At 67.1% G+C, this 16,865-nt stretch carries 17 protein-coding genes and 2 riboswitches; of the genes, 7 read left to right on the top strand and 10 right to left on the bottom strand.

What is annotated here, in order from left to right; genetic code table 11:
• The first annotated feature begins 50 nt into the window (after positions 1-50).
• Positions 51-872: an acyl-CoA thioesterase gene (locus FCG67_RS04855; protein ID WP_136907623.1), complete on the top strand. Its 822-nt coding sequence runs from the start codon at positions 51-53 to the stop codon at positions 870-872.
• A 47-nt stretch (positions 873-919) separates the two neighbouring features.
• On the opposite strand, the gene FCG67_RS04850 is transcribed toward FCG67_RS04855, so the two are convergent.
• Together FCG67_RS04850 and FCG67_RS04845 are read right to left on the bottom strand one after the other, a co-directional pair.
• Positions 920-1,414, bottom strand: a complete 495-nt coding sequence (locus tag FCG67_RS04850; RefSeq protein ID WP_136907621.1) for a hypothetical protein — start codon at positions 1,412-1,414, stop codon at positions 920-922.
• Entirely contained in the window at positions 1,411-1,776 is a 366-nt protein-coding gene (locus FCG67_RS04845) for a hypothetical protein (RefSeq protein ID WP_136907619.1), read from the bottom strand. The genes FCG67_RS04850 and FCG67_RS04845 overlap by 4 nt, the downstream gene beginning before the upstream one ends.
• Before the next feature lie 20 nt (positions 1,777-1,796).
• On the opposite strand from FCG67_RS04845, the gene FCG67_RS04840 reads away from it, so the two are divergent.
• Both FCG67_RS04840 and FCG67_RS04835 read left to right on the top strand, forming a co-directional pair.
• Positions 1,797-2,390: a TetR/AcrR family transcriptional regulator gene (locus tag FCG67_RS04840; RefSeq protein WP_136907617.1), complete on the top strand. Its 594-nt coding sequence runs from the start codon at positions 1,797-1,799 to the stop codon at positions 2,388-2,390.
• A 47-nt stretch (positions 2,391-2,437) separates the two neighbouring features.
• Positions 2,438-3,112 (top strand): PaaI family thioesterase, encoded by a 675-nt coding sequence (locus FCG67_RS04835; RefSeq protein WP_136907615.1) that lies wholly within the window; start codon positions 2,438-2,440, stop codon positions 3,110-3,112.
• Between the two features lie 42 nt (positions 3,113-3,154).
• Here the strand turns inward: FCG67_RS04835 and FCG67_RS04830 are convergent, their stop codons facing one another.
• The gene (locus tag FCG67_RS04830) at positions 3,155-3,790 is read right to left on the bottom strand and encodes a formylglycine-generating enzyme family protein (RefSeq protein WP_136908087.1); all 636 of its coding nucleotides are present in this window, start codon (positions 3,788-3,790) and stop codon (positions 3,155-3,157) included.
• Between the two features lie 111 nt (positions 3,791-3,901).
• On the opposite strand from FCG67_RS04830, the gene FCG67_RS04825 reads away from it, so the two are divergent.
• On the top strand, positions 3,902-4,249 hold the full coding sequence (locus FCG67_RS04825) for a DoxX family protein (protein WP_136907613.1): 348 nt from the start codon (positions 3,902-3,904) through the stop codon (positions 4,247-4,249).
• Positions 4,250-4,298: 49 nt separating this feature from the next.
• Here FCG67_RS04825 and FCG67_RS04820 read toward each other — a convergent pair whose 3' ends face one another.
• The 4 genes from FCG67_RS04820 to mgtA form a co-directional block, all read right to left on the bottom strand.
• Positions 4,299-4,967 carry an AIM24 family protein gene (locus tag FCG67_RS04820; protein WP_077040034.1) on the bottom strand — a complete coding sequence of 223 codons (669 nt, stop codon included), beginning with the start codon at positions 4,965-4,967 and terminating at the stop codon, positions 4,299-4,301.
• Positions 4,968-5,137: 170 nt separating this feature from the next.
• Positions 5,138-5,815 (bottom strand): MspA family porin, encoded by a 678-nt coding sequence (locus FCG67_RS04815; protein ID WP_136907611.1) that lies wholly within the window; start codon positions 5,813-5,815, stop codon positions 5,138-5,140.
• A 58-nt stretch (positions 5,816-5,873) separates the two neighbouring features.
• Positions 5,874-6,542 (bottom strand): MspA family porin, encoded by a 669-nt coding sequence (locus FCG67_RS04810; RefSeq protein WP_136907609.1) that lies wholly within the window; start codon positions 6,540-6,542, stop codon positions 5,874-5,876.
• 80 nt (positions 6,543-6,622) lie between these two features.
• Complete coding sequence (gene mgtA, locus FCG67_RS04805; RefSeq protein WP_246044848.1) at positions 6,623-9,238, bottom strand: magnesium-translocating P-type ATPase; 2,616 nt, start codon at positions 9,236-9,238, stop codon at positions 6,623-6,625.
• A 432-nt stretch (positions 9,239-9,670) separates the two neighbouring features.
• Positions 9,671-9,844: riboswitch (M-box (ykoK) riboswitch) on the bottom strand.
• A 244-nt stretch (positions 9,845-10,088) separates the two neighbouring features.
• Positions 10,089-10,262, top strand: a riboswitch (M-box (ykoK) riboswitch).
• A 351-nt stretch (positions 10,263-10,613) separates the two neighbouring features.
• Between mgtA and FCG67_RS24885 the strand changes: the two genes are divergently transcribed.
• From FCG67_RS24885 to FCG67_RS04795, 3 genes are all read left to right on the top strand, one after another.
• Positions 10,614-10,772: a hypothetical protein gene (locus FCG67_RS24885; protein ID WP_169310443.1), complete on the top strand. Its 159-nt coding sequence runs from the start codon at positions 10,614-10,616 to the stop codon at positions 10,770-10,772.
• Between the two features lie 193 nt (positions 10,773-10,965).
• On the top strand, positions 10,966-11,853 hold the full coding sequence (locus FCG67_RS04800) for a hypothetical protein (protein WP_136907605.1): 888 nt from the start codon (positions 10,966-10,968) through the stop codon (positions 11,851-11,853).
• Positions 11,854-11,950: 97 nt separating this feature from the next.
• A complete protein-coding gene (locus tag FCG67_RS04795; protein WP_136907603.1) occupies positions 11,951-13,333 on the top strand; it encodes an MFS transporter in 1,383 nt (460 codons plus the stop codon).
• 80 nt (positions 13,334-13,413) lie between these two features.
• On the opposite strand, the gene FCG67_RS04790 is transcribed toward FCG67_RS04795, so the two are convergent.
• The 3 genes from FCG67_RS04790 to FCG67_RS04780 are packed head-to-tail and all read right to left on the bottom strand — an operon-like array spanning position 13,414 to position 16,806.
• The gene (locus FCG67_RS04790; RefSeq protein WP_136907601.1) at positions 13,414-14,034 is read right to left on the bottom strand and encodes a DUF4304 domain-containing protein; all 621 of its coding nucleotides are present in this window, start codon (positions 14,032-14,034) and stop codon (positions 13,414-13,416) included.
• A 58-nt stretch (positions 14,035-14,092) separates the two neighbouring features.
• The gene (locus FCG67_RS04785; RefSeq protein WP_246044847.1) at positions 14,093-15,706 is read right to left on the bottom strand and encodes a long-chain fatty acid--CoA ligase; all 1,614 of its coding nucleotides are present in this window, start codon (positions 15,704-15,706) and stop codon (positions 14,093-14,095) included.
• 47 nt (positions 15,707-15,753) lie between these two features.
• Positions 15,754-16,806: a beta-keto acid cleavage family enzyme gene (locus tag FCG67_RS04780; protein ID WP_136907600.1), complete on the bottom strand. Its 1,053-nt coding sequence runs from the start codon at positions 16,804-16,806 to the stop codon at positions 15,754-15,756.
• Positions 16,807-16,865 lie beyond the last annotated feature (59 nt).

Below are 16,865 nucleotides of genomic sequence, written 5' to 3'. Positions count from 1 at the left end.
GCCAAGCGTCATACTTGGGGTCGATCCGTCATCGCCTACGAGGAGCCACCGTGACCCGGACCATCGCCCCGCCGCACCCCTTCGACTCCGCCGTCGAGCTCACTCCCGCAGGCGACGGGCGTTTCAGCGGCCACACCTCCCCGGCCTATGCCAACATGGTCGGCCCGTTCGGCGGGATCACCGCCGCGACCCTGCTGCGGGCGGTGCAGCAGCACCCGGACCGGCTCGGCGATCCGCTCTCGCTGACCGTCAACTACGCCGGCCCCATCGCCGAGGGCGCGTTCGAGATCTCCGCCCGGCCGGTCCGGACCAACCGCAGCACCCAGCACTGGGCCCTCGAGCTGTCCCAGGACGGAGTGGTCGCGACGACCGCGACCGCGGTGTTCGGCACCCGCCGCGAGACCTGGTCGTCCACCGAGATCGCCCGCCCGGACGTTCCTGCTGTCGACGACGTCGAGACCGGCTCCTTCCCCGAGTTCATCGCCTGGTCCCGCAACTACGAGATGCGGTTCGTCGAGGGCGGCATTCCGACGACCGAAGCCGTCGAGCACCCCGACACGGTCTCGACGCTCTGGGTGCGCGACACCCCCGCCCGTCCGCTCGACTTCGCGGCCCTGACCGCACTGAGCGACGTGTTCTTCCCCCGGATCTTCCTGCGCCGCGGGCAGTTCATGCCTGCTGGCACCGTCTCGATGACCGTCTACTTCCACGCCGACGCGGAGGTGCTCGCCGAGCAGTCGGAGGAGGCACTGCTCGGTACGGCCCGCGCCCAGCAGATCCGCAGGGGCTACTTCGACCAGTCCGCGGAGCTGTGGGGACGCGACGGCGCGCTGCTGGCGACGACCCATCAGCTGGTCTACTTCAAGGACTGAGGCGATGGACGCCGAACCCGATCCGGCGTCCCTCCGACACCCGCGCGTCACGCCAGGGTTCGCTGCTCCGCCTCAGCCAGCGCCTTCAGCGTCAGCAGCTGCTTTCGCATCATGACCAGGTCGCCGAGCGCCAGCGCCCGCGCGACGACCCACGGTGCACCGCAATGCATCCGGACCACGAGGCGGGTTCCGCTTCCCTCGGGCCGCACCGCATAGGTGACGCATATCTTGCCGGTGACCAGCGTGATGTGCCCATCGGGAACGAAGGACACCAGATCGAACTGGGACATGAAGCGTTGCCCCACTTCGAGTTCGGTCAGCGCCGGGTCGCGGCGGCGCGGGCTGCGGCGGCCGAATCGGTCGAGCAGGTCGTAGCTGTAGGGCGCGACGCGCAGCTGACACAACCAGGCGTAGACCACCCGCGGTGATGCATCGATGCTGATGGCCCGGTCCGCCTGCACCCCGCCGAAGCCCAGCTCGTCACACGGCAGGGGTTGCCCTCGCTCGGCCTCGGTGGCGCCCCAGACGAGCCCGGGGATCATGCCGCGGCCGCTATCTGGCGCAGCAGCCGACGCACGACCACCTGGTGACCGCCACTGCCGATCACCAGCGCCCGGTAGATCTTGCCGTGCAGGCCGGGGAACTCCCCCCACGACTGCGCCCGGACCCGAGTACGGCTCGGACTCTCTTCGTCGAGTTCGAAGATCAGCGCGTAACGCGAGAACCAGTGCCTGCCCGACAGCGCCAGCCGGGCCGGAGCTTCGGCCGAATCGAGCCGGAAGCCCCTCGGCGCGGACGGGTCGTCCGGGTCCTTGCACATGACCTTGAGCAACGCCGTCCATGCCCGATCCCGATTCGCGTCGATCGTTCTGGCATGCTGGTCGATGTAGGGCAATCGCTCCATATAGAAGGAACGTACTAGTAGTGGCACCACCCCGCAAGCACGACACCGATGCAATCCTCGACGCGGCGCGCACGCTCGTGCTCGCCGACGGCCCCCGCGCGGCAGGCGTCGCGGCGATCGCCGCTGCGAGTGGCGCACCCGTCGGCACGCTGTACCACCGCTTCGGCAGTCGCAACGGCGTACTCACCGAGGCGTGGTTGCGCGCGCTTGCCCGATTCCAGGAGCGCGTGATGGGTGCCGCGGGCGACCGGGACCCCGTCGAGGCGGGCGTCGCGATGGCGGTGGCAGCCGTGCGGTTCGGTCGCGAGTTGCCCGACGACGCAAAGCTCCTGCTCAACCTGCGTCCGAGCGATCTACTCGACGGCGGCCCCGACGCGGAGTTCCGCAGTCGCCTCGACCGGATGAACGCGCCGTTGTTCGGGCACCTGCGGCGCCTGGCCCGCGACCTCCTCGGCGCGGATGGCGACCGGGAGGTCGATGCCGTCAGCCGTGCCGTCGTCGACCTCCCGTACGCCGCGCTGCGCCGCCACGCCCACGCCGCCGAGCTACCCGACTGGCTCGACGCCGACCTGGCCACGACGGCACGCACGCTGTTGACCTCGTACCGACGCTGACGCACCCGCTGGGCCGGCATTCCGCCGCCAACCGATAACGTGTTCTCATGAACGAACAGCAGGTCGGCGACTCGCTACCCGATCAAGAGCATCACGAGGGCGGGTTCCGGCCGATGTCCGAGCTGATCAACGCCCGCGAGGAACAGGGCGCCGACATCACCCGGGGTGGACCGCACTACGGCGAGTTCATCGAGCAGGTGCGCGGCCTGATGGATCGCGCGCGGCTGGCCAGCCCCTCCGACGAGCTGGCGCTGGAGACGATCGGCGTGCTCAAGCAACTCAATGACAAGCTGGACGCCGCCGTCGTGAACGAGTGGTCAGCGCCGACGTGGACCCGGTTCGATCTGCCCGGTCGCGGGAACATCACCCTCCCGCCCTTCATGATCGATCACGCCGATGCGAGCGGCGTCGACGCCCGCATCACCTTCCGCACCTATCACCTCGGTGGCAACAATGCCGCGCACGGCGGGCAGGTGGCCGTCGGTTTCGACGACCTGCTCGGCATGGCTGCCGCGATGCACGCGGGGTCGGTGACCAGGACCGCGTCCCTCACCGTGGACTACCGATCCGTCACCCCGCTCAACACCGAGTTGACGGTCCGCGCCTGGGCCGAGCGCCAGGACGGTCGCAAGGTCTACGTGCGCGCCACCATGCACGACGGCGACCGGCTCTGCGCCGAGGCACACGGCCTGTTCATCGTACTCAAGCCCGGGCAGGCGTGAGTCGATAGTTCCGTCGAGGATGCTCCAGGTTGGCGGTTGCGGCTATCCGCGGGCGACGCGGAACCCGACGTCGTCGATCCGGTAGGTCGGGTGGCTGCGCCGCCGGGCTGACGCCCGGCAGCTCCAGTGGTCGTCGAACCAGCCGCCTCCGCGCAGCACCCGATACGTGCCGTACACCTCGGGGTCGTAGAGGTCCCAGCACCATTCCCAGACATTGCCCAGGGTGTCGTGCAGTCCCCACGCGTTCGGCTGCTTCCCACCCACCTCGTGCGGCCCGCCGTCGGAATTCTGTCGATACCAGGCGATCTCGTCGAGGGGTCCGTGCCGGGGACCGGTCGTCCCGGCCCGGCTGGCACGTTCCCACTCGGCCTCGGTCGGCAGCCGGTACCCGTCGACTGTTGTGTCCCAGGTGACGTCGTCACCGACAATGCGATAGGCGCCGGCGAGGCCGGCCTGCTCGGACATGTTGTTGCAGAACGTGATCGCGTCCCACCACGACACACCCTCGACCGGCAGACGCGCACCCCGAGTCGACCCGGGCCACTCGCCGGTGACCTCGGCGTATTCGCCCTGGGTCACGGGGGTTGCGGCGATCTCGAAGGCCCCGACATCGACGCGCCAGCTGCGGCTGGTCCGCCGATCCGAGAGGGTGACGTCCCCCGCGGGGACGGCGATCATCTTCATGGCCGGTCGACTCCTGGAAATTCGTTGATCGCGGGCTGTCACATTCTCGACGTGGCGGCCGTCATGGTGGTGAATCCATTCGAACCCGATGAGGAGACAATTCCGATGAACACCGCCTATGTCATCGTCACCATCCTGGCCGCAGCATGGGTCGGCTACTCGGCGGCCGCCGTCTTCTTCCGCGCCGGATGGGTCGTGGAAGCCCTGACCGACTACGGCGTCCCGCAGTCGTGGTGGCCGTGGCTCGGTGCCGCCAAGGCGGCCGGGGCGGCGGGCCTGCTGGTCGGCCTGTTCGTACCGGCGGTCGGCGTCGTGGCCACGATCGGCCTTTTCCTGTACTTCACGGGGGCGGTCATCACTGTGGTCCGGGCGCGCTCGTACGCGCACATCCCGTTCCCGCTGCTGTACCTGGCGCCGGTGCTCGTCGCCGCTGCGCTGGGATATGCGGCCTGAGCACGATCTCCCGGTCGGTACGGAGCCACGGCCGACCGGGAGGTCCGGGTCAGTGCTGCGGGATGGGGTGACCCTCGGACGCCTGAACAACGACGAATCCGTTGCCGGTGAGACACAACTGGTACGCCTCACCCGAACCGCGCCCGATCGCTGCGGACATCTTCGCGGTCTTGCGGATGGTCGACTGCAGCCCGGTCGACCACACCACCGCGCTCTGCATGTCGACAAACGTGGGGGTGTCCACGTTCAGCACCACAGGCGTGCCGTAGACGTTGATCGCAAGCACACCGCGCCCACTGAAGGTTGTGTTGAACAACCCGCCGCTGAGCATCGACGCACCCTCGACCCGATTGATGTCCCAGCTCAGTGAGCTCTCGAAGGCGAGGACATTCGTCCCGTTGACGGTCACCGACTCGTCCTCGAGTTCGAGCAGGAAGATCTCGTCGGCGTCGCGGGCGAGGAAGACGTCGCCGCTGCCGGACACCTTCATCAGCGACATGCCCTCGCCGGTGAGTGCCTTCTTGAACAGTTTCCCGAGGCCGCCGCTGCCCTGATAGGCGAAGTCGACATCACCCTGGTAGGCGACCATCGACCCCTGACGGGCGAGGAAGTGCCCACCGGTTCCGGCCAGGTCCACCTTCAGCATTCGCGAGTTCTGGAGCACGAAAGTCCCCGGCTCACCACTACGTTCCGCGTTCTTCATCAGGTCGCTGCGCATGCTCCCGATGCTAGCCGAATACGATTCCGTCCGGGGGGCGCCATCTCGACGCGAAGACCGACTGCACTCCAGAATCGTTGGAGCACTCTCTATTTGGTTGAGCACACGGCCCCAGGGTAAAGGCGGCATCACCTCCCGCCCCGGGGCCGTGTTCGCAACCCGCCGTTCGGTCAGCCGATGCTGAAGGGCTGTCCCCAGAGGGTGACGGTGCTCATGACGTTCTCGGTGTCGACGGTGACGTTGACGTAGGAGCGGGCCTGCGCGTAGCCGGCGCAGCCGTCGACGCCCATGGTGGAGTCGGCCCACGTGACGCTGCCGGAGTCGCCCTCGAAGGAGTGTTCCCCGGAGTGCGACTCGCCGCCGAAGTCGTCGGCGGACTCGAGGTCGAGGATCGGGAAGCTCGCAGCCTCGCCGGGACCGATCGAGACGGTGCCCGCACCGCCGGCAGTGGGTTCGGCAGCGCCCTTCCACTCGGCCCCGATACCGGCGTCCGCTCCGGTCTCGCCGCCGAGGGTCAGCTGGCAGCCCACGATGTAGCCGGGCTCGATGGAGCCGCCCTCGGCACCGGAGCCGCCGGAGATCTCGACCTTCGCCGAGCCGGAGACCCACACGTTGCGGTGCAGGGGAGTAGACCCCATCGACGGCGACACCGTCGCGGACTCGCCGGTCATGGTGACGGTCACCTCGGTGCCGTCCGCGAGGGTCTTGGTGATCGTGCCGCCGGGCAACGGGATGACGGTGTCGGCATTGGCGGCACCGATGGAGCAGAAGCTCAGTGCGACGGCGGCGGCGGCCCCGGTGGTGGCGATCCGCAGCCCGTGGCGCGGGCTGGACTTGACGTGCGTCATGAATTCCTCTTTGCAGGTAGATGTTTCAGATTTCGGGTGTGGACTGTGCGCGATGCCGCTATCCGATGCTGAAGGGCTGGCCGTACAGGGTGGTCTTGGAGTAGTCGTTACCGACGATCTCGAGCACCGTGTAAGAACGGGCCTGAGCGAAGCCACCGCAGTTCTGGATCTCGATCTGGGTGTCCTGGTACTGCACCGAGTAGGTGCCGTTGCCCGTGATGTCCTTGCCAGCAACGTTCACGAAGGTGACCTGGCCGGCGGATACCGGCACGGTCAGCGAACCCGAGACGGACGGGCCCGAGAGGTCGACGCCTGCGCCGATGGAGCCGCCGAGGCCGGTGATGTCGACCTGGCAGCCGACGATATAGCCGGTGCTGACACGGGAGACGCCGTGCGTGGACGAGTTGTTGGTGCCCTTCTCGTTCGTCGCACCGTTCGAGGGCCCGGCCTCGCCGTCATCCGGGGCGCCGGTGACATCGGCGGTGACCGTGCCCGAGACCCACGCGGTGCGGCCCGCGCCATTGGCGGCGAGCGACGGGGAGATCAGGGCGCTCTCCTCGGTCCGGGTCAGCACCGCTCCCGGACCTGCCTTCTGCCCGTCGGGCAGCGGAACGAAGGTGTCGGCATGGGCGGCACCGGTGGACATCAGTCCGATCGCGATGGCTGCGGTGGCACCGACGCCTGCCCGGTGGGCTAGTCGGCGTGTACGAGAGTTGTTCGTGTTCATGGATTTCCTCTTGACGGTCCGCAGAACGGACATTGGTGGGACAGTCGTGGGCGTCGGGTTGGCACGACGGCCGTTGCGGCTCATAGCCAGCCGCCGAAGCGACGGATGAACCAGACCTTGACGCCCTGGGTGAGCACGCAGTACGCGGTCAGCGTCAGAATCAGCCACGGGAAGTAGGACCACGGCAGCGGAACCAGGCCCAGCGCCTGACCCCATCCGATGAACGGGAACACCAATCCGAAGACGCAGACGAGCCCGGTCGAGATCAAAACCGGCAGAGATGCCCTCGACTGGATGAACGGAATCCGCCCCGTGCGGATGATGTGCACGATCAGCGTCTGCGAGATGATGGATTCGATGAACCATCCGGACTGGAACAAGGCGGCCTGCTCGGGGGTGTTCGCGGCGAAGACGAACCACATCAGTGCGAACGTGGTGATGTCGAAGATCGAACTGATGGGACCGATGATGACCATGAACCTGGTCAGGCTGCGGGTCTCCCACTTGCGCGGCTTCTCGACGAAATCGCGGTCCACCTTGTCCCACGGGATCGTCAGCATCGCCATGTCGTAGACGAGGTTCTGGACCAACAGCACTGCCGGGATCATCGGGATGAACGGAAGCAGTGCGCTCGCGACGAGGACCGAGAACATGTTGCCGAAGTTCGAGCTGGCCGTCATCTTGATGTACTTGAGGATGTTGCCGAAGGTGCGGCGCCCCTCGACCACACCACGCTCGAGCACACCGAGGTCCTTCTCGAGCAGGATGATGTCGGCCGACTCGCGGGCGATGTCGGCGGCGGTGTCCACCGAGATGCCGACGTCCGCGGTGCGAAGGGCCGGTGCGTCATTGACCCCGTCGCCGAGGAATCCGACCGTGTGCCCATTCCGCTTGAGCGCGTCCACGATCCGTGCCTTCTGAAGCGGGTTGGTCTTCGCGAAGACCGTGGTCTCTCCGACGATCGCATCGAGGCCGTCATCATCCAATCGATCGATCTCGGCGCCGGTGACGATGGATCCGACATCGAGACCTACCTTTCCGCAGACGGTCTCGGCGACCAGCTCGTTGTCGCCGGTGATCACCTTCACCGCGGTCCCGTGGGCTCGAAGCGCTTCGATCGCGGCGGCGGCCGAGTCCTTCGGCGGGTCGAGGAACGTCAGGAAACCGACGATCATCATCTCGGTCTCGTCCGCCGTCGAGTAGTCGCGCCTGGTATCGCCCGGGGCAGCCGGCAGACGCCGGGTGGCGAGAGCCAGGACCCGCTTGCCGAGCCCGTTCTGCTCGGCGACGAGCCGGTCGAGGGCCGAGAGCAGGCCCGGCGTCAGCTGGTGGGTTACGCCGTTCATCTCGACCGAGGTGCACACGGAGAGCACCTCCTCGACGGCACCCTTCATGATGATCAGGTCGGCGTCGCCGTCGTTGACGACCACAGACATCCGCCGGCGAGCGAAGTCGAACGGGATCTCGTCGACCAGGCCGTGCTCGCGGCGGATACGCTCGACCAGGTCCGGGCCAGCGGCCTCGACGACGGCGCCATCGAGGAGGTTGCGCAGCCCGGTCTGGAACACCGAGTTCATCGTGGCCAGACGCAGCGTGTCGGCGCTGAGCCTGCCGGCCGTGTCCAGGTGCTCCTCCAGCACGATTCGGTCCTCGGTGAGTGTTCCAGTCTTGTCCGTGCACAGCACGTCCATCGCACCGAAGTTCTGAATAGCATTGAGCTGCTTAATGATCACCTTGTGCCGGGACATGTAAAGCGCGCCCTTGGCAAGATTGGCGGTGACGATCAGCGGAAGCATCTCCGGCGTCAGCCCGACCGCGGTCGCGACGCCGAACAGCAGCGCCTGGCTCCAGTCCTTGGTGAGTCCGTTGATGATGAATACCGCGGGCACCATGATGACCATGAAGCGGATCAGCAAGAAGCTGACCTTCTTCACCCCGATGTCGAAGCTGGTCTCGGGACGAGACGTGCCCAACCCCTCGGTCATCGCACCGAAGTAGGTGTCGTCCCCGGTGTGGACCACGACCGCGGTCCCCGATCCGGACACCACCGAGGTGCCCATGAATGCCAGGTTTCCGGCCTCGAGGATCCGATCGGGTTCGAGGCGGGCCACGGGGTCGCCCGTCTTCTCCGCTGACATCGACTCGCCGGTGAGCATCGCCTGGTTGACCTGCAGGTCCTTGGCGCGCACGACTCGCATGTCCGCGGGGATCATGTCGCCGGCCGCGAGCTGGACGACGTCCCCCGGCACCAACTGCTCGATGGGGATCTCGGCGGTCACCACCGTGTCGCCCATCTGCCGGGTGGTGGACACCGTGGTGCTCACCATCGCCTTGAGCGCCTCCGAGGCCCGCCCGGACCGGTACTCCTGCCAGAACCGCAACGACACGCTGATCAGGATCATCGCGCCGACCGTGCTGATCCCCATGTAGTCGGGACCCTCTTCCGGGTCGGCCAGATAGACCTCGGTGATGTACATGATCACGCCGATGAACAGCAGGATCGAGATGAACGGATTCTTGAAGGTGGCGAGGAACTGCACTATTGCGGGTGCCGGTCGGTCGTGTCGGACCTCGTTGCTGCCGTGCCTTCGGCGCAGCGGATCGATCTGATCCGATCTCAATCCCTTTGGAGTGGTGTGTAGTTCGGCGTAGACGCCCGGGTGACGCAGCCGGGTGAATCCGGCGAGCTCCGCCATCTGACGGTCCGGGAGAACAGACTGACCATTTCGTTTGGCGGCCTTGCCCGGACGCCCCGGAGGTGCCGCGACACTTGTTTTCGACATGACAGATCTCTCGGTCGCACACGAACTCGCTAATGCCCGGGCACGACGAAATAAGCTCTGCGACTGTGACTGTCGCGAGAATGATCGCGGCAAGTTGCCGCGCACGAAAGGGTCCGACGGTGTCCGCGGCTAGCGGGCGCGATGGACACCGGCGGTGAGGAATCCGGGCGAGGCCGGATATCGACTCGGCGGTTCGTCCACGGTGGTCACCTCCCGGGTTCGGATGCGGGCACGTCCAGGGGGGACGAAGCTCCGCAATGGTGTGTCCACAGCACAGAAGGACAGGATCGAGGCCGCGACGCGACCGCGTGTGAATACCGACACGAACGAGTTGCCCTGCCGAATTCGACACCCCCACGTACGAGTTTTGGCACTGCACGACGTGTCCCACACCACTGCGGGAAGCCACTTTGGGTCACCCCTTAAGCCGGGGAGACCTGTCCTGACCTTGGGCGTCTCTCGACGTCGTGAGATCAGTGGCCTGTGTTCGTGCAGACGCCTCACCTAACGAGGTGCTGCGCCGACAGGCAATCATTGCGAGCGGCGGATGTCAACCTGCATCCACTGATCACCGCCCTCCACGATGCGCCGGAGCGCGCATTAGCCACTGCGGAGATCCAAATGCTGTTGTCCAACTGCAGAATTGGGTTGCCACGAAGCGAAATGCATTTCCCAGCAATAATTTCCGCTATCGGAATGATCTTGGTGTGCCATCGCCCTTGCGGTTTGACATATATCGCGGGTGTCGGCACCATGGTCGGCGTAAGCACCTCGCTAGGCGAGGCTCCTGCATGAACACAGGCCACTGATCTGACGACGTCGACAGACGCCCAAGGTCAGGACAGGTATTCCCGGATTAAGGGTCTATCCAAAGTGGCTTCCCGATCGTATCGGGACACGTCGTGCAGTGCCGAAGCTCTGACGAGAGGGGTGCCCGACCGGGACAGTTGTCGTCCCGGCGCCCTCCCCGTGTGCGAGTCGACGCCCGCGTGCGTCCTGTCTGCGAGGAGGTGAGGAACGCAGTGAGTATCAGCGATAGTCCGTATCCGTGTAGGACTTTCATTTCGTTCCGAACCGGCCCCGGCGCAGCATCGGCATTCTGCGACCTGACGCCTCGGTAGCCCGATCCCGGCCTCGTCGTGAGCACTCCAGTTGCCTCGGCTGAGTTCCGGCACGGCGTCAACTCGACGGACCTGCATCGTCTCTGCCATGGGACCGGCTCCTCAGACAGGAGAAAACCGTGGCTTTTGTTATCACGCAACCTATTTCGTCGGCACGCGAGTCCGCGATGCTGCACACGATTCGACGCGCGGCGAACCGGCTGTGGGGACAGCGCAACCTGACCCCGCAGGAACGCGCCAACCTGTACGCGTCGCGAACGCCGGTGGCGGTGATCACCGCCTCGTTGGGCGGGCACCCACACCCGGGCGGGGCACGTAGCTGGTGACACCGCTGATCCGCTCCGCCCCGATTCGAGGCGGAGCGGAGTTGCGGTTGCCGGGCTCACCCCATCCGGCCGGCTCCGATCCACGATCCGGCGGGCACCGCATGTGACCCGCACCATATTTTGCCACCTTGCACATACCCCCAGTGGGTATTATCTCGGTCGACGGGAACACCACACGACGAGAGGCCGAGACATGAACACCCACACGCATGGCAACCACCAGGCCGCACATACCGATCACACTGCTCATCACCACCAAGGGCACCCGGCGGCCGCGGTACACGCAGGTCACGGTGAGGGCGACCACACCGCCCACGCACACCACACCCCCGCCGCGCACCACGCCCATGGCGCGAGCGCACCGGGAGGTCTCCAGATCACGCAGGACGGATACACACTCGACCTCGCCGAGACCATCGTCGGCCGGGGCGACGTCGACTTCCGGTTCCGCATCCTCGGCCCGGACGGTCGACCGGTCACCGACTACACCCCGATCCACGATCGGGACCTGCACCTGATCGTGGTGCAGCGCGAGCTGACCGGGTTCTGGCACGTGCACCCCGAACTCGCTGCCGACGGCACCTGGTCGGTTCGACTGAACCTGCTGGAGGCTGGGTCCTACCGCGTGTTCACCGACATCTCGCCCACCCTGCTCGGGCGAACGATCACCCTGGGCGCGGATCTCGCCGTCTCGGGCGCCTACGATCCGCGACCGACGCCGGGCCAGACCCGCACCGCGGTCGTCGACGGCTACGAGGTCGTCCTCGACGGGGATCTCGCTCCCGGAGACGGTGAACTGCTGACACTCACCGTGTGCAAGGACGGCCGGCCGGTCACCGATCTGCAGCCCTACCTGGCCGCCTTTGGCCACCTGGTGGTGCTCCGAGCCGGCGACCTGGCCTACATCCACGTTCACCCGAACGGCGAACCCGGCGATGGGGTCACGGCCTCCGGCCCCGACATCACCTTCCACACGGCGGTACCCGGCCCCGGGACCTACCGACTCTTCCTCGATTTCAAGCACGGCGACACCGTCCGCACCGCGGCGTTCACCCTCGGGGCCACCGCCCACCAGCACTGAAGCACCATCCCCGGAGGAGGACCCATGTACACCTGCAGTTGTCGACGAACCCGTGACCCACCCCGCTCATTTCACACATTCGAAGAAAGTGTTCGCGATGCGAAAGCCGTTGATCACATCTCTGTTCACCAACCGCGACTACCTGCGACTGTTCACCGCCCAGGTGTCGGCCCTGTTCGGTACGGGTTTGACCACCGTCGCACTGGGACTGCTCTCCTATGAGCTCGCCGGTGCCGACGCGGCCGCCGTGCTGGGCACCGCGCTGACGATCAAGATGTTCGTGTACGTCACGGTGGCGCCGATCGTCGCCGCCCACGCCGACCGCTTCCCACGCAGGCTGTTCCTGTTCGGGCTCAACCTGATTCGCGCCGCCGTAGTGCTGGCACTGCCGTTCATCGACGAGATCTGGCAGATCTACGCACTGATCGCGGTGCTGCAAACCGCCTCGGCCGCGTACACCCCCACCTACCAGGCGATCATCCCCGACATCCTGCCGGACGAGCGCGAGTACACCAGGGCGCTGTCGGCCGCGCAGCTCGCCGCGACGATGGAGACCCTGCTGAGCCCGATGCTGGCCGCGGCGGCCCTGACCCTGATCAGCTTCCATTGGTTGTTCGTCGGCACCGCAGTCGGATTCGCGGTATCGGCCGCCCTGGTGATCGCGACCCGCATCCCGAACGCCCGTTCCGCCAACGCGGACACGTTCCGGGACCGGATCGCGGTGGGCATGCGGATCTTCGCCGCCACGCCGCGGCTACGCGGCCTACTCGGCCTGAACCTGGTGGTCGCCGCCGCTGGTTCGGTGATCATGGTCAACACCGTCAACTACGTCCGTGACACGCTCGACGGTACCCAGTCGGGAGTAGCAATGCTCTTGGCCGCCAATGGGGTCGGCACGATGATCGTCGCGCTGTCGCTACCGCGGTTCCTCGACCGGCTCGGCGCCCGGCCCGTGATGCTTACCGGTGCCGCCACCCTGATCGCCGGACTCGGAGCAGCCGTCGCCCTGTCGGCCGTCGATGCGGGCGACTGGCGCTGGGGCGGGGCGATCGCGGTGTGGGCCGTGGTCGGCGCGGGTACCGCGGCGGTGCTCACCCCGACCGGGCAGGTACTGCGGCGCTCGTCGCAATCCGCCGACCGGCCCGCACTCTTCGCCGCCCAATTCTCGCTGTCGCACCTGGCCTGGCTGCTCACCTACCCGATCGCAGGGTGGCTGACCGCCGCCGGTCTCACCACCACCTGGATGACGCTGGCCGTGATCGCAGGCATCGGGATCACGGTGGCCGTGCGGATGTGGCCGCGTCATGACCCGGCGGAGATCACCCACCTGCACGAGGCCGGGACCATCGACGCCGCCCGACTGACCGACGCCGCCCGCGTGGGCGAGCGTCTCTACCGGCACACCCACGTGTACGTCATCGACGCCGAGCACCGGCGCTGGCCTAGCCAGGGTGCGCGGGAGCATGCGCTGGTCGCGTGACCATTCCGGATCCGCCGGCGTGCCTGCGAATCCCGGCCCGGCCCACGATCGTTCGATCCGGGCCGGGCCACGACCGCTCCCTACCTTGGTTCGCGGTCGAGGATGGCTACGTCGTAGAAGTCCGCCGCTTTTCGGAACTGCTCCTCGAGGCGCGGCCAGCGGTCCTCCGCACCGAAACGGGACCGCGCTCTGATGTACTGCTCGCGTGCACCGGACTCGTCGCGGGTGGCGAGTCGATAGCGGAGGACGTCGAAGTCGATGTCAGACCCCACGGACCGAGCGATGTCGTCGGGGCCGCGAAGCTGACCCATCACCGCCAGCGCACTGGTGAGTGCCGCGCGGAGCTCGTCGGCGGCCGCGGGAACGTCGGTGTCGGCGTGCATGGTCACGTGCGGCCCGATCCCGGTCGCGATGCTCTCGATCCGGCGCCGGTACTGGCAGTCGACCTCGGACGGTCGCTGCTGGGGTGTCCGTCCGATGACCCGGTCGAACTCCACCGAGTAGACACCGCAGTTGACGTAGAACCGGATCGACTCGTGGCTGTTGCCCGCCGACCGCTGCAGGTTGATGACGTCGACCAGACCATCCCGCTCCCGCGTGAAAGTCAGCTTTCGCTTCCGGAACCCCTGCTCCTTCAGGAGCGGAACAGCACTCTCACCGAGAAGAGTGGCAAAGGCATGTTCAGCGGACGGATGCTCCATTCGACCATGCTCGCAGACCGGCGGCCGGCGGTCAGTCGACCACCGGCCGCAGACACCGTCAGAGTCCGTCGGCCGTCGCAAACTGCTCGCGCAGAGTGAGCTTCTTGAACTTGCCCGTGGCCGTTCTCGGAATGGCCGAGACGAACTCGAACCGTTCGGGGAGCTGCCACCGCGCAAACTCGGTCGACAGATGCTCGCGCAGCGGCTCCGGATCTGCCGCCATGCCATCCCGGAGAACCACCACCGCCAGGGGACGCTCGCCCCAACGCGGGTCGGGCACGGCGATCACCGCGGCCTCCGCCACCGACGGGTGCGCCATGAGATGGTTCTCGAGATCGACCGACGAGATCCACTCGCCCCCGGATTTGACCAGGTCCTTGGAGCGGTCGCAGATCCGGATGCAGCCGCGATGGTCGATGCGGACGATGTCGCCCGTGCGGAACCAGCCATCATCGGTGAAGCTGTCGGCGCCCTTGCCGTTGTGGTAGCCGGCCGCCACCCACGGCCCGCGCACCTCGAGCTCGCCCATGGCCAGGTCGTCCCACTCGATGAACCCGTCGTCCTCACTGCGGGCTCGGATGTCGACGAACGGCATCGCGATACCCTGCCTGGCTCGGAACGCGTACTGGTCGTCTTTCTCGCTCTCGTCAAGGTCCGAGGGGAGCCGGCTGACGGTGCCCAGCGGTGCGGTCTCTGTCATTCCCCAGGCCTGGACCACCGTCAGACCGTGGCGGTCGTATCCCTCGAGCAGGCTGCGCGGCACCGCCGCCCCTCCGACGATCAGCCGGTCGAGGTGGCGCAGGTCCCAGCGCTGCGGTTGGGAGTCGAGCGCGTCGAGCATCGCCATCCACACCGTCGGCACCCCCGCCGTCATGGTGACCTTCTCGTCAGCGATCAGGTCGAGCACGCTGACCGGGTCCAGCTTCGACCCGGGCAGGACCAGCCGCGCGCCGAGCAGCGCGGCCGCGTACGGGAGACCCCAGGCGTTGGCGTGGAACATGGGCACGACCGGAAGCAGGGTGTCCTGCGTCGACACCCCCAACGCGTCGGGCAGTGCCGCGGTCAGCGAATGGAGCACCAGCGCCCGGTGCGAGTACACCACGCCCTTCGGGCGCCCCGTGGTGCCGGACGTGTAACACATTGCGCCGGCGCGTCCTTCGTCGAGAACCGGCCACTCCATCGACTCGGCCCCGTCGATCAGGGCCTCGTAGTCGAGCATCCCCTCCGGTGCCGACTCGCCGTGCGCGACGACGACGACGTGCTCGAAACGGTGAGCACCGCGGAAGCCTTCGAACGCATCGAGCAGCGATTCGTCGACGACGATCACCCGGTCCTGTGCGTCGCCAACGATGAAGGCGAGCTCGTCGGCGTGCAGACGCGGGTTCAGCGTGTGCACGACCGCCCCCATCGCCGGGACCGCAAAGTACAGCTCGAGGTGCTCGGCCTGATTCCACAGCAGCGTGGCAACCCGGTCGCCGTCGCCGACGCCGAGTTCGGCCAGCGCGGTGGCGAGCCGACGCGAGCGCCGGGCACACGCCCCGAGAGTGGTCCGGGCGATGCTGCCGTCGGGGCGGCGTGAGACGACATCCTTTCCACTGTGGAATCGCTCGGCTCGCTCGACCACCGCGGTCAGCGAGAGCGGATAGTCATCCATGGTCAGGCCGTTGATCACGTAACACTCCTAGATGGGGGCAGAATTCGGCGAGGCGCTGTCGCTGATCAGGCGTGGTGGGTGAACCCGACCTGACCCGGGCGCCGGTTCGGCGCATAACCGAGCTTGGCGAGGGTCTCGTCGGCGTCGGCATAGGTGGTGCCGATCTTGTAGATGTCGCGGGCGTCCTTGCCGGTGGCGACCTCGCGTCCGAGCTCACCGGCGATGCGGACCAGCTGCCGGATCTGCTGGACCGAGGTCATCTTCTCGCCCTTGCGGCCCCAGATGGTGTCCTCGTTACCGCAGCGCGTGTGCAGGCCCATCGCGATCGCCATCGTGTTGACGGGCAGCACGCTGCGCATGAGGGACTCCAGGGTCAGGGCCGCGCCGTCCGGGACGCGCTGGATGAAGTTCATGATGTTGTACGGGTTCGGCCCCTCCATGCCGCCGCCGATTCCGGTCCAGGTCACATTCAGCGGACCGGTGTAGACGCCGCGGCGGATGAGCCGCTCGACGCTCTCGAGGCCGGTGATGCCGGTCAGCGCGAACAGGGGCTGGATACCGGCGGTCTGTAGGCGGCGCAGGTGCTCCTCGACCCAACCCGGGCCGGCCGGGATCGTCATCTCCCGGTACGTCTCCTGTAGCTCCGGACGCGCCAGGGATGTGCCCGCGATGTCGTCCGCGGTCAACAGCTCCGCGATGTTCATCTGGCTGGTGTTGATCGCGATCGTGACCTGGTCCGGCTTGGGGTCGAGCTCGGCGAGCATGTGCCGGGTGTCATCGGAGAGCCACTTGGCCTCGGCGCCCTCACCTTCCGGAGCGAACGAGATCGAGCCGCCGACCTGCAGGACCATCTCCGGGACGGCCTCGCGCAGCCGGCCGAGCAGCTCGTTGAACTTCGAGAGACGCTTGCTGCCCTTGCCGTCGAGCTCACGGACGTGGATGTGCAGCACCGACGCGCCGGCCTCGTAGCAGTCGACGGCCTGCTGGACGTGCTCGTCCATGGTCAGCGGAAGGTCCTCACGGAAGTCGTTGGGCTCCCACTCGGGCCCGTACGGCGCAGCCGTGATGACCAGCTTCTCCTGGTTCTCCGGGAAGAGGGCGTCGTCGTGGAAGTGCATGTGGTGCTCCTGTCGGTGACTCTGGAAAGAGTTGTTGGGATGTGGTTTTCGATGGAACC

It is taken from the genome of Rhodococcus oryzae (genome assembly GCF_005049235.1).
Lineage (GTDB): Bacteria > Actinomycetota > Actinomycetes > Mycobacteriales > Mycobacteriaceae > Rhodococcus_G > Rhodococcus_G oryzae.
This window is presented reverse-complemented; position numbering and strand designations above follow the sequence as displayed.

What these genes read in the sequence shown, in the direction of transcription:
- FCG67_RS04850 (WP_136907621.1), bottom strand. Translation starts at nt 1,414, where the DNA reads ATGATCCCCGGGCTCGTCTGGGGCGCCACCGAGGCCGAGCGAGGGCAA.
- FCG67_RS04845 (WP_136907619.1), bottom strand. Translation starts at nt 1,776, where the DNA reads ATGGAGCGATTGCCCTACATCGACCAGCATGCCAGAACGATCGACGCG.
- FCG67_RS04835 (WP_136907615.1), top strand. Translation starts at nt 2,438, where the DNA reads ATGAACGAACAGCAGGTCGGCGACTCGCTACCCGATCAAGAGCATCAC.
- FCG67_RS04830 (WP_136908087.1), bottom strand. Translation starts at nt 3,790, where the DNA reads ATGATCGCCGTCCCCGCGGGGGACGTCACCCTCTCGGATCGGCGGACC.
- FCG67_RS04825 (WP_136907613.1), top strand. Translation starts at nt 3,902, where the DNA reads ATGAACACCGCCTATGTCATCGTCACCATCCTGGCCGCAGCATGGGTC.
- FCG67_RS04820 (WP_077040034.1), bottom strand. Translation starts at nt 4,967, where the DNA reads ATGCGCAGCGACCTGATGAAGAACGCGGAACGTAGTGGTGAGCCGGGG.
- FCG67_RS04815 (WP_136907611.1), bottom strand. Translation starts at nt 5,815, where the DNA reads ATGACGCACGTCAAGTCCAGCCCGCGCCACGGGCTGCGGATCGCCACC.
- FCG67_RS04810 (WP_136907609.1), bottom strand. Translation starts at nt 6,542, where the DNA reads ATGAACACGAACAACTCTCGTACACGCCGACTAGCCCACCGGGCAGGC.
- mgtA (WP_246044848.1), bottom strand. Translation starts at nt 9,238, where the DNA reads ATGGCGGAGCTCGCCGGATTCACCCGGCTGCGTCACCCGGGCGTCTAC.
- FCG67_RS24885 (WP_169310443.1), top strand. Translation starts at nt 10,614, where the DNA reads ATGCTGCACACGATTCGACGCGCGGCGAACCGGCTGTGGGGACAGCGC.
- FCG67_RS04800 (WP_136907605.1), top strand. Translation starts at nt 10,966, where the DNA reads ATGAACACCCACACGCATGGCAACCACCAGGCCGCACATACCGATCAC.
- FCG67_RS04795 (WP_136907603.1), top strand. Translation starts at nt 11,951, where the DNA reads ATGCGAAAGCCGTTGATCACATCTCTGTTCACCAACCGCGACTACCTG.
- FCG67_RS04790 (WP_136907601.1), bottom strand. Translation starts at nt 14,034, where the DNA reads ATGGAGCATCCGTCCGCTGAACATGCCTTTGCCACTCTTCTCGGTGAG.
- FCG67_RS04780 (WP_136907600.1), bottom strand. Translation starts at nt 16,806, where the DNA reads ATGCACTTCCACGACGACGCCCTCTTCCCGGAGAACCAGGAGAAGCTG.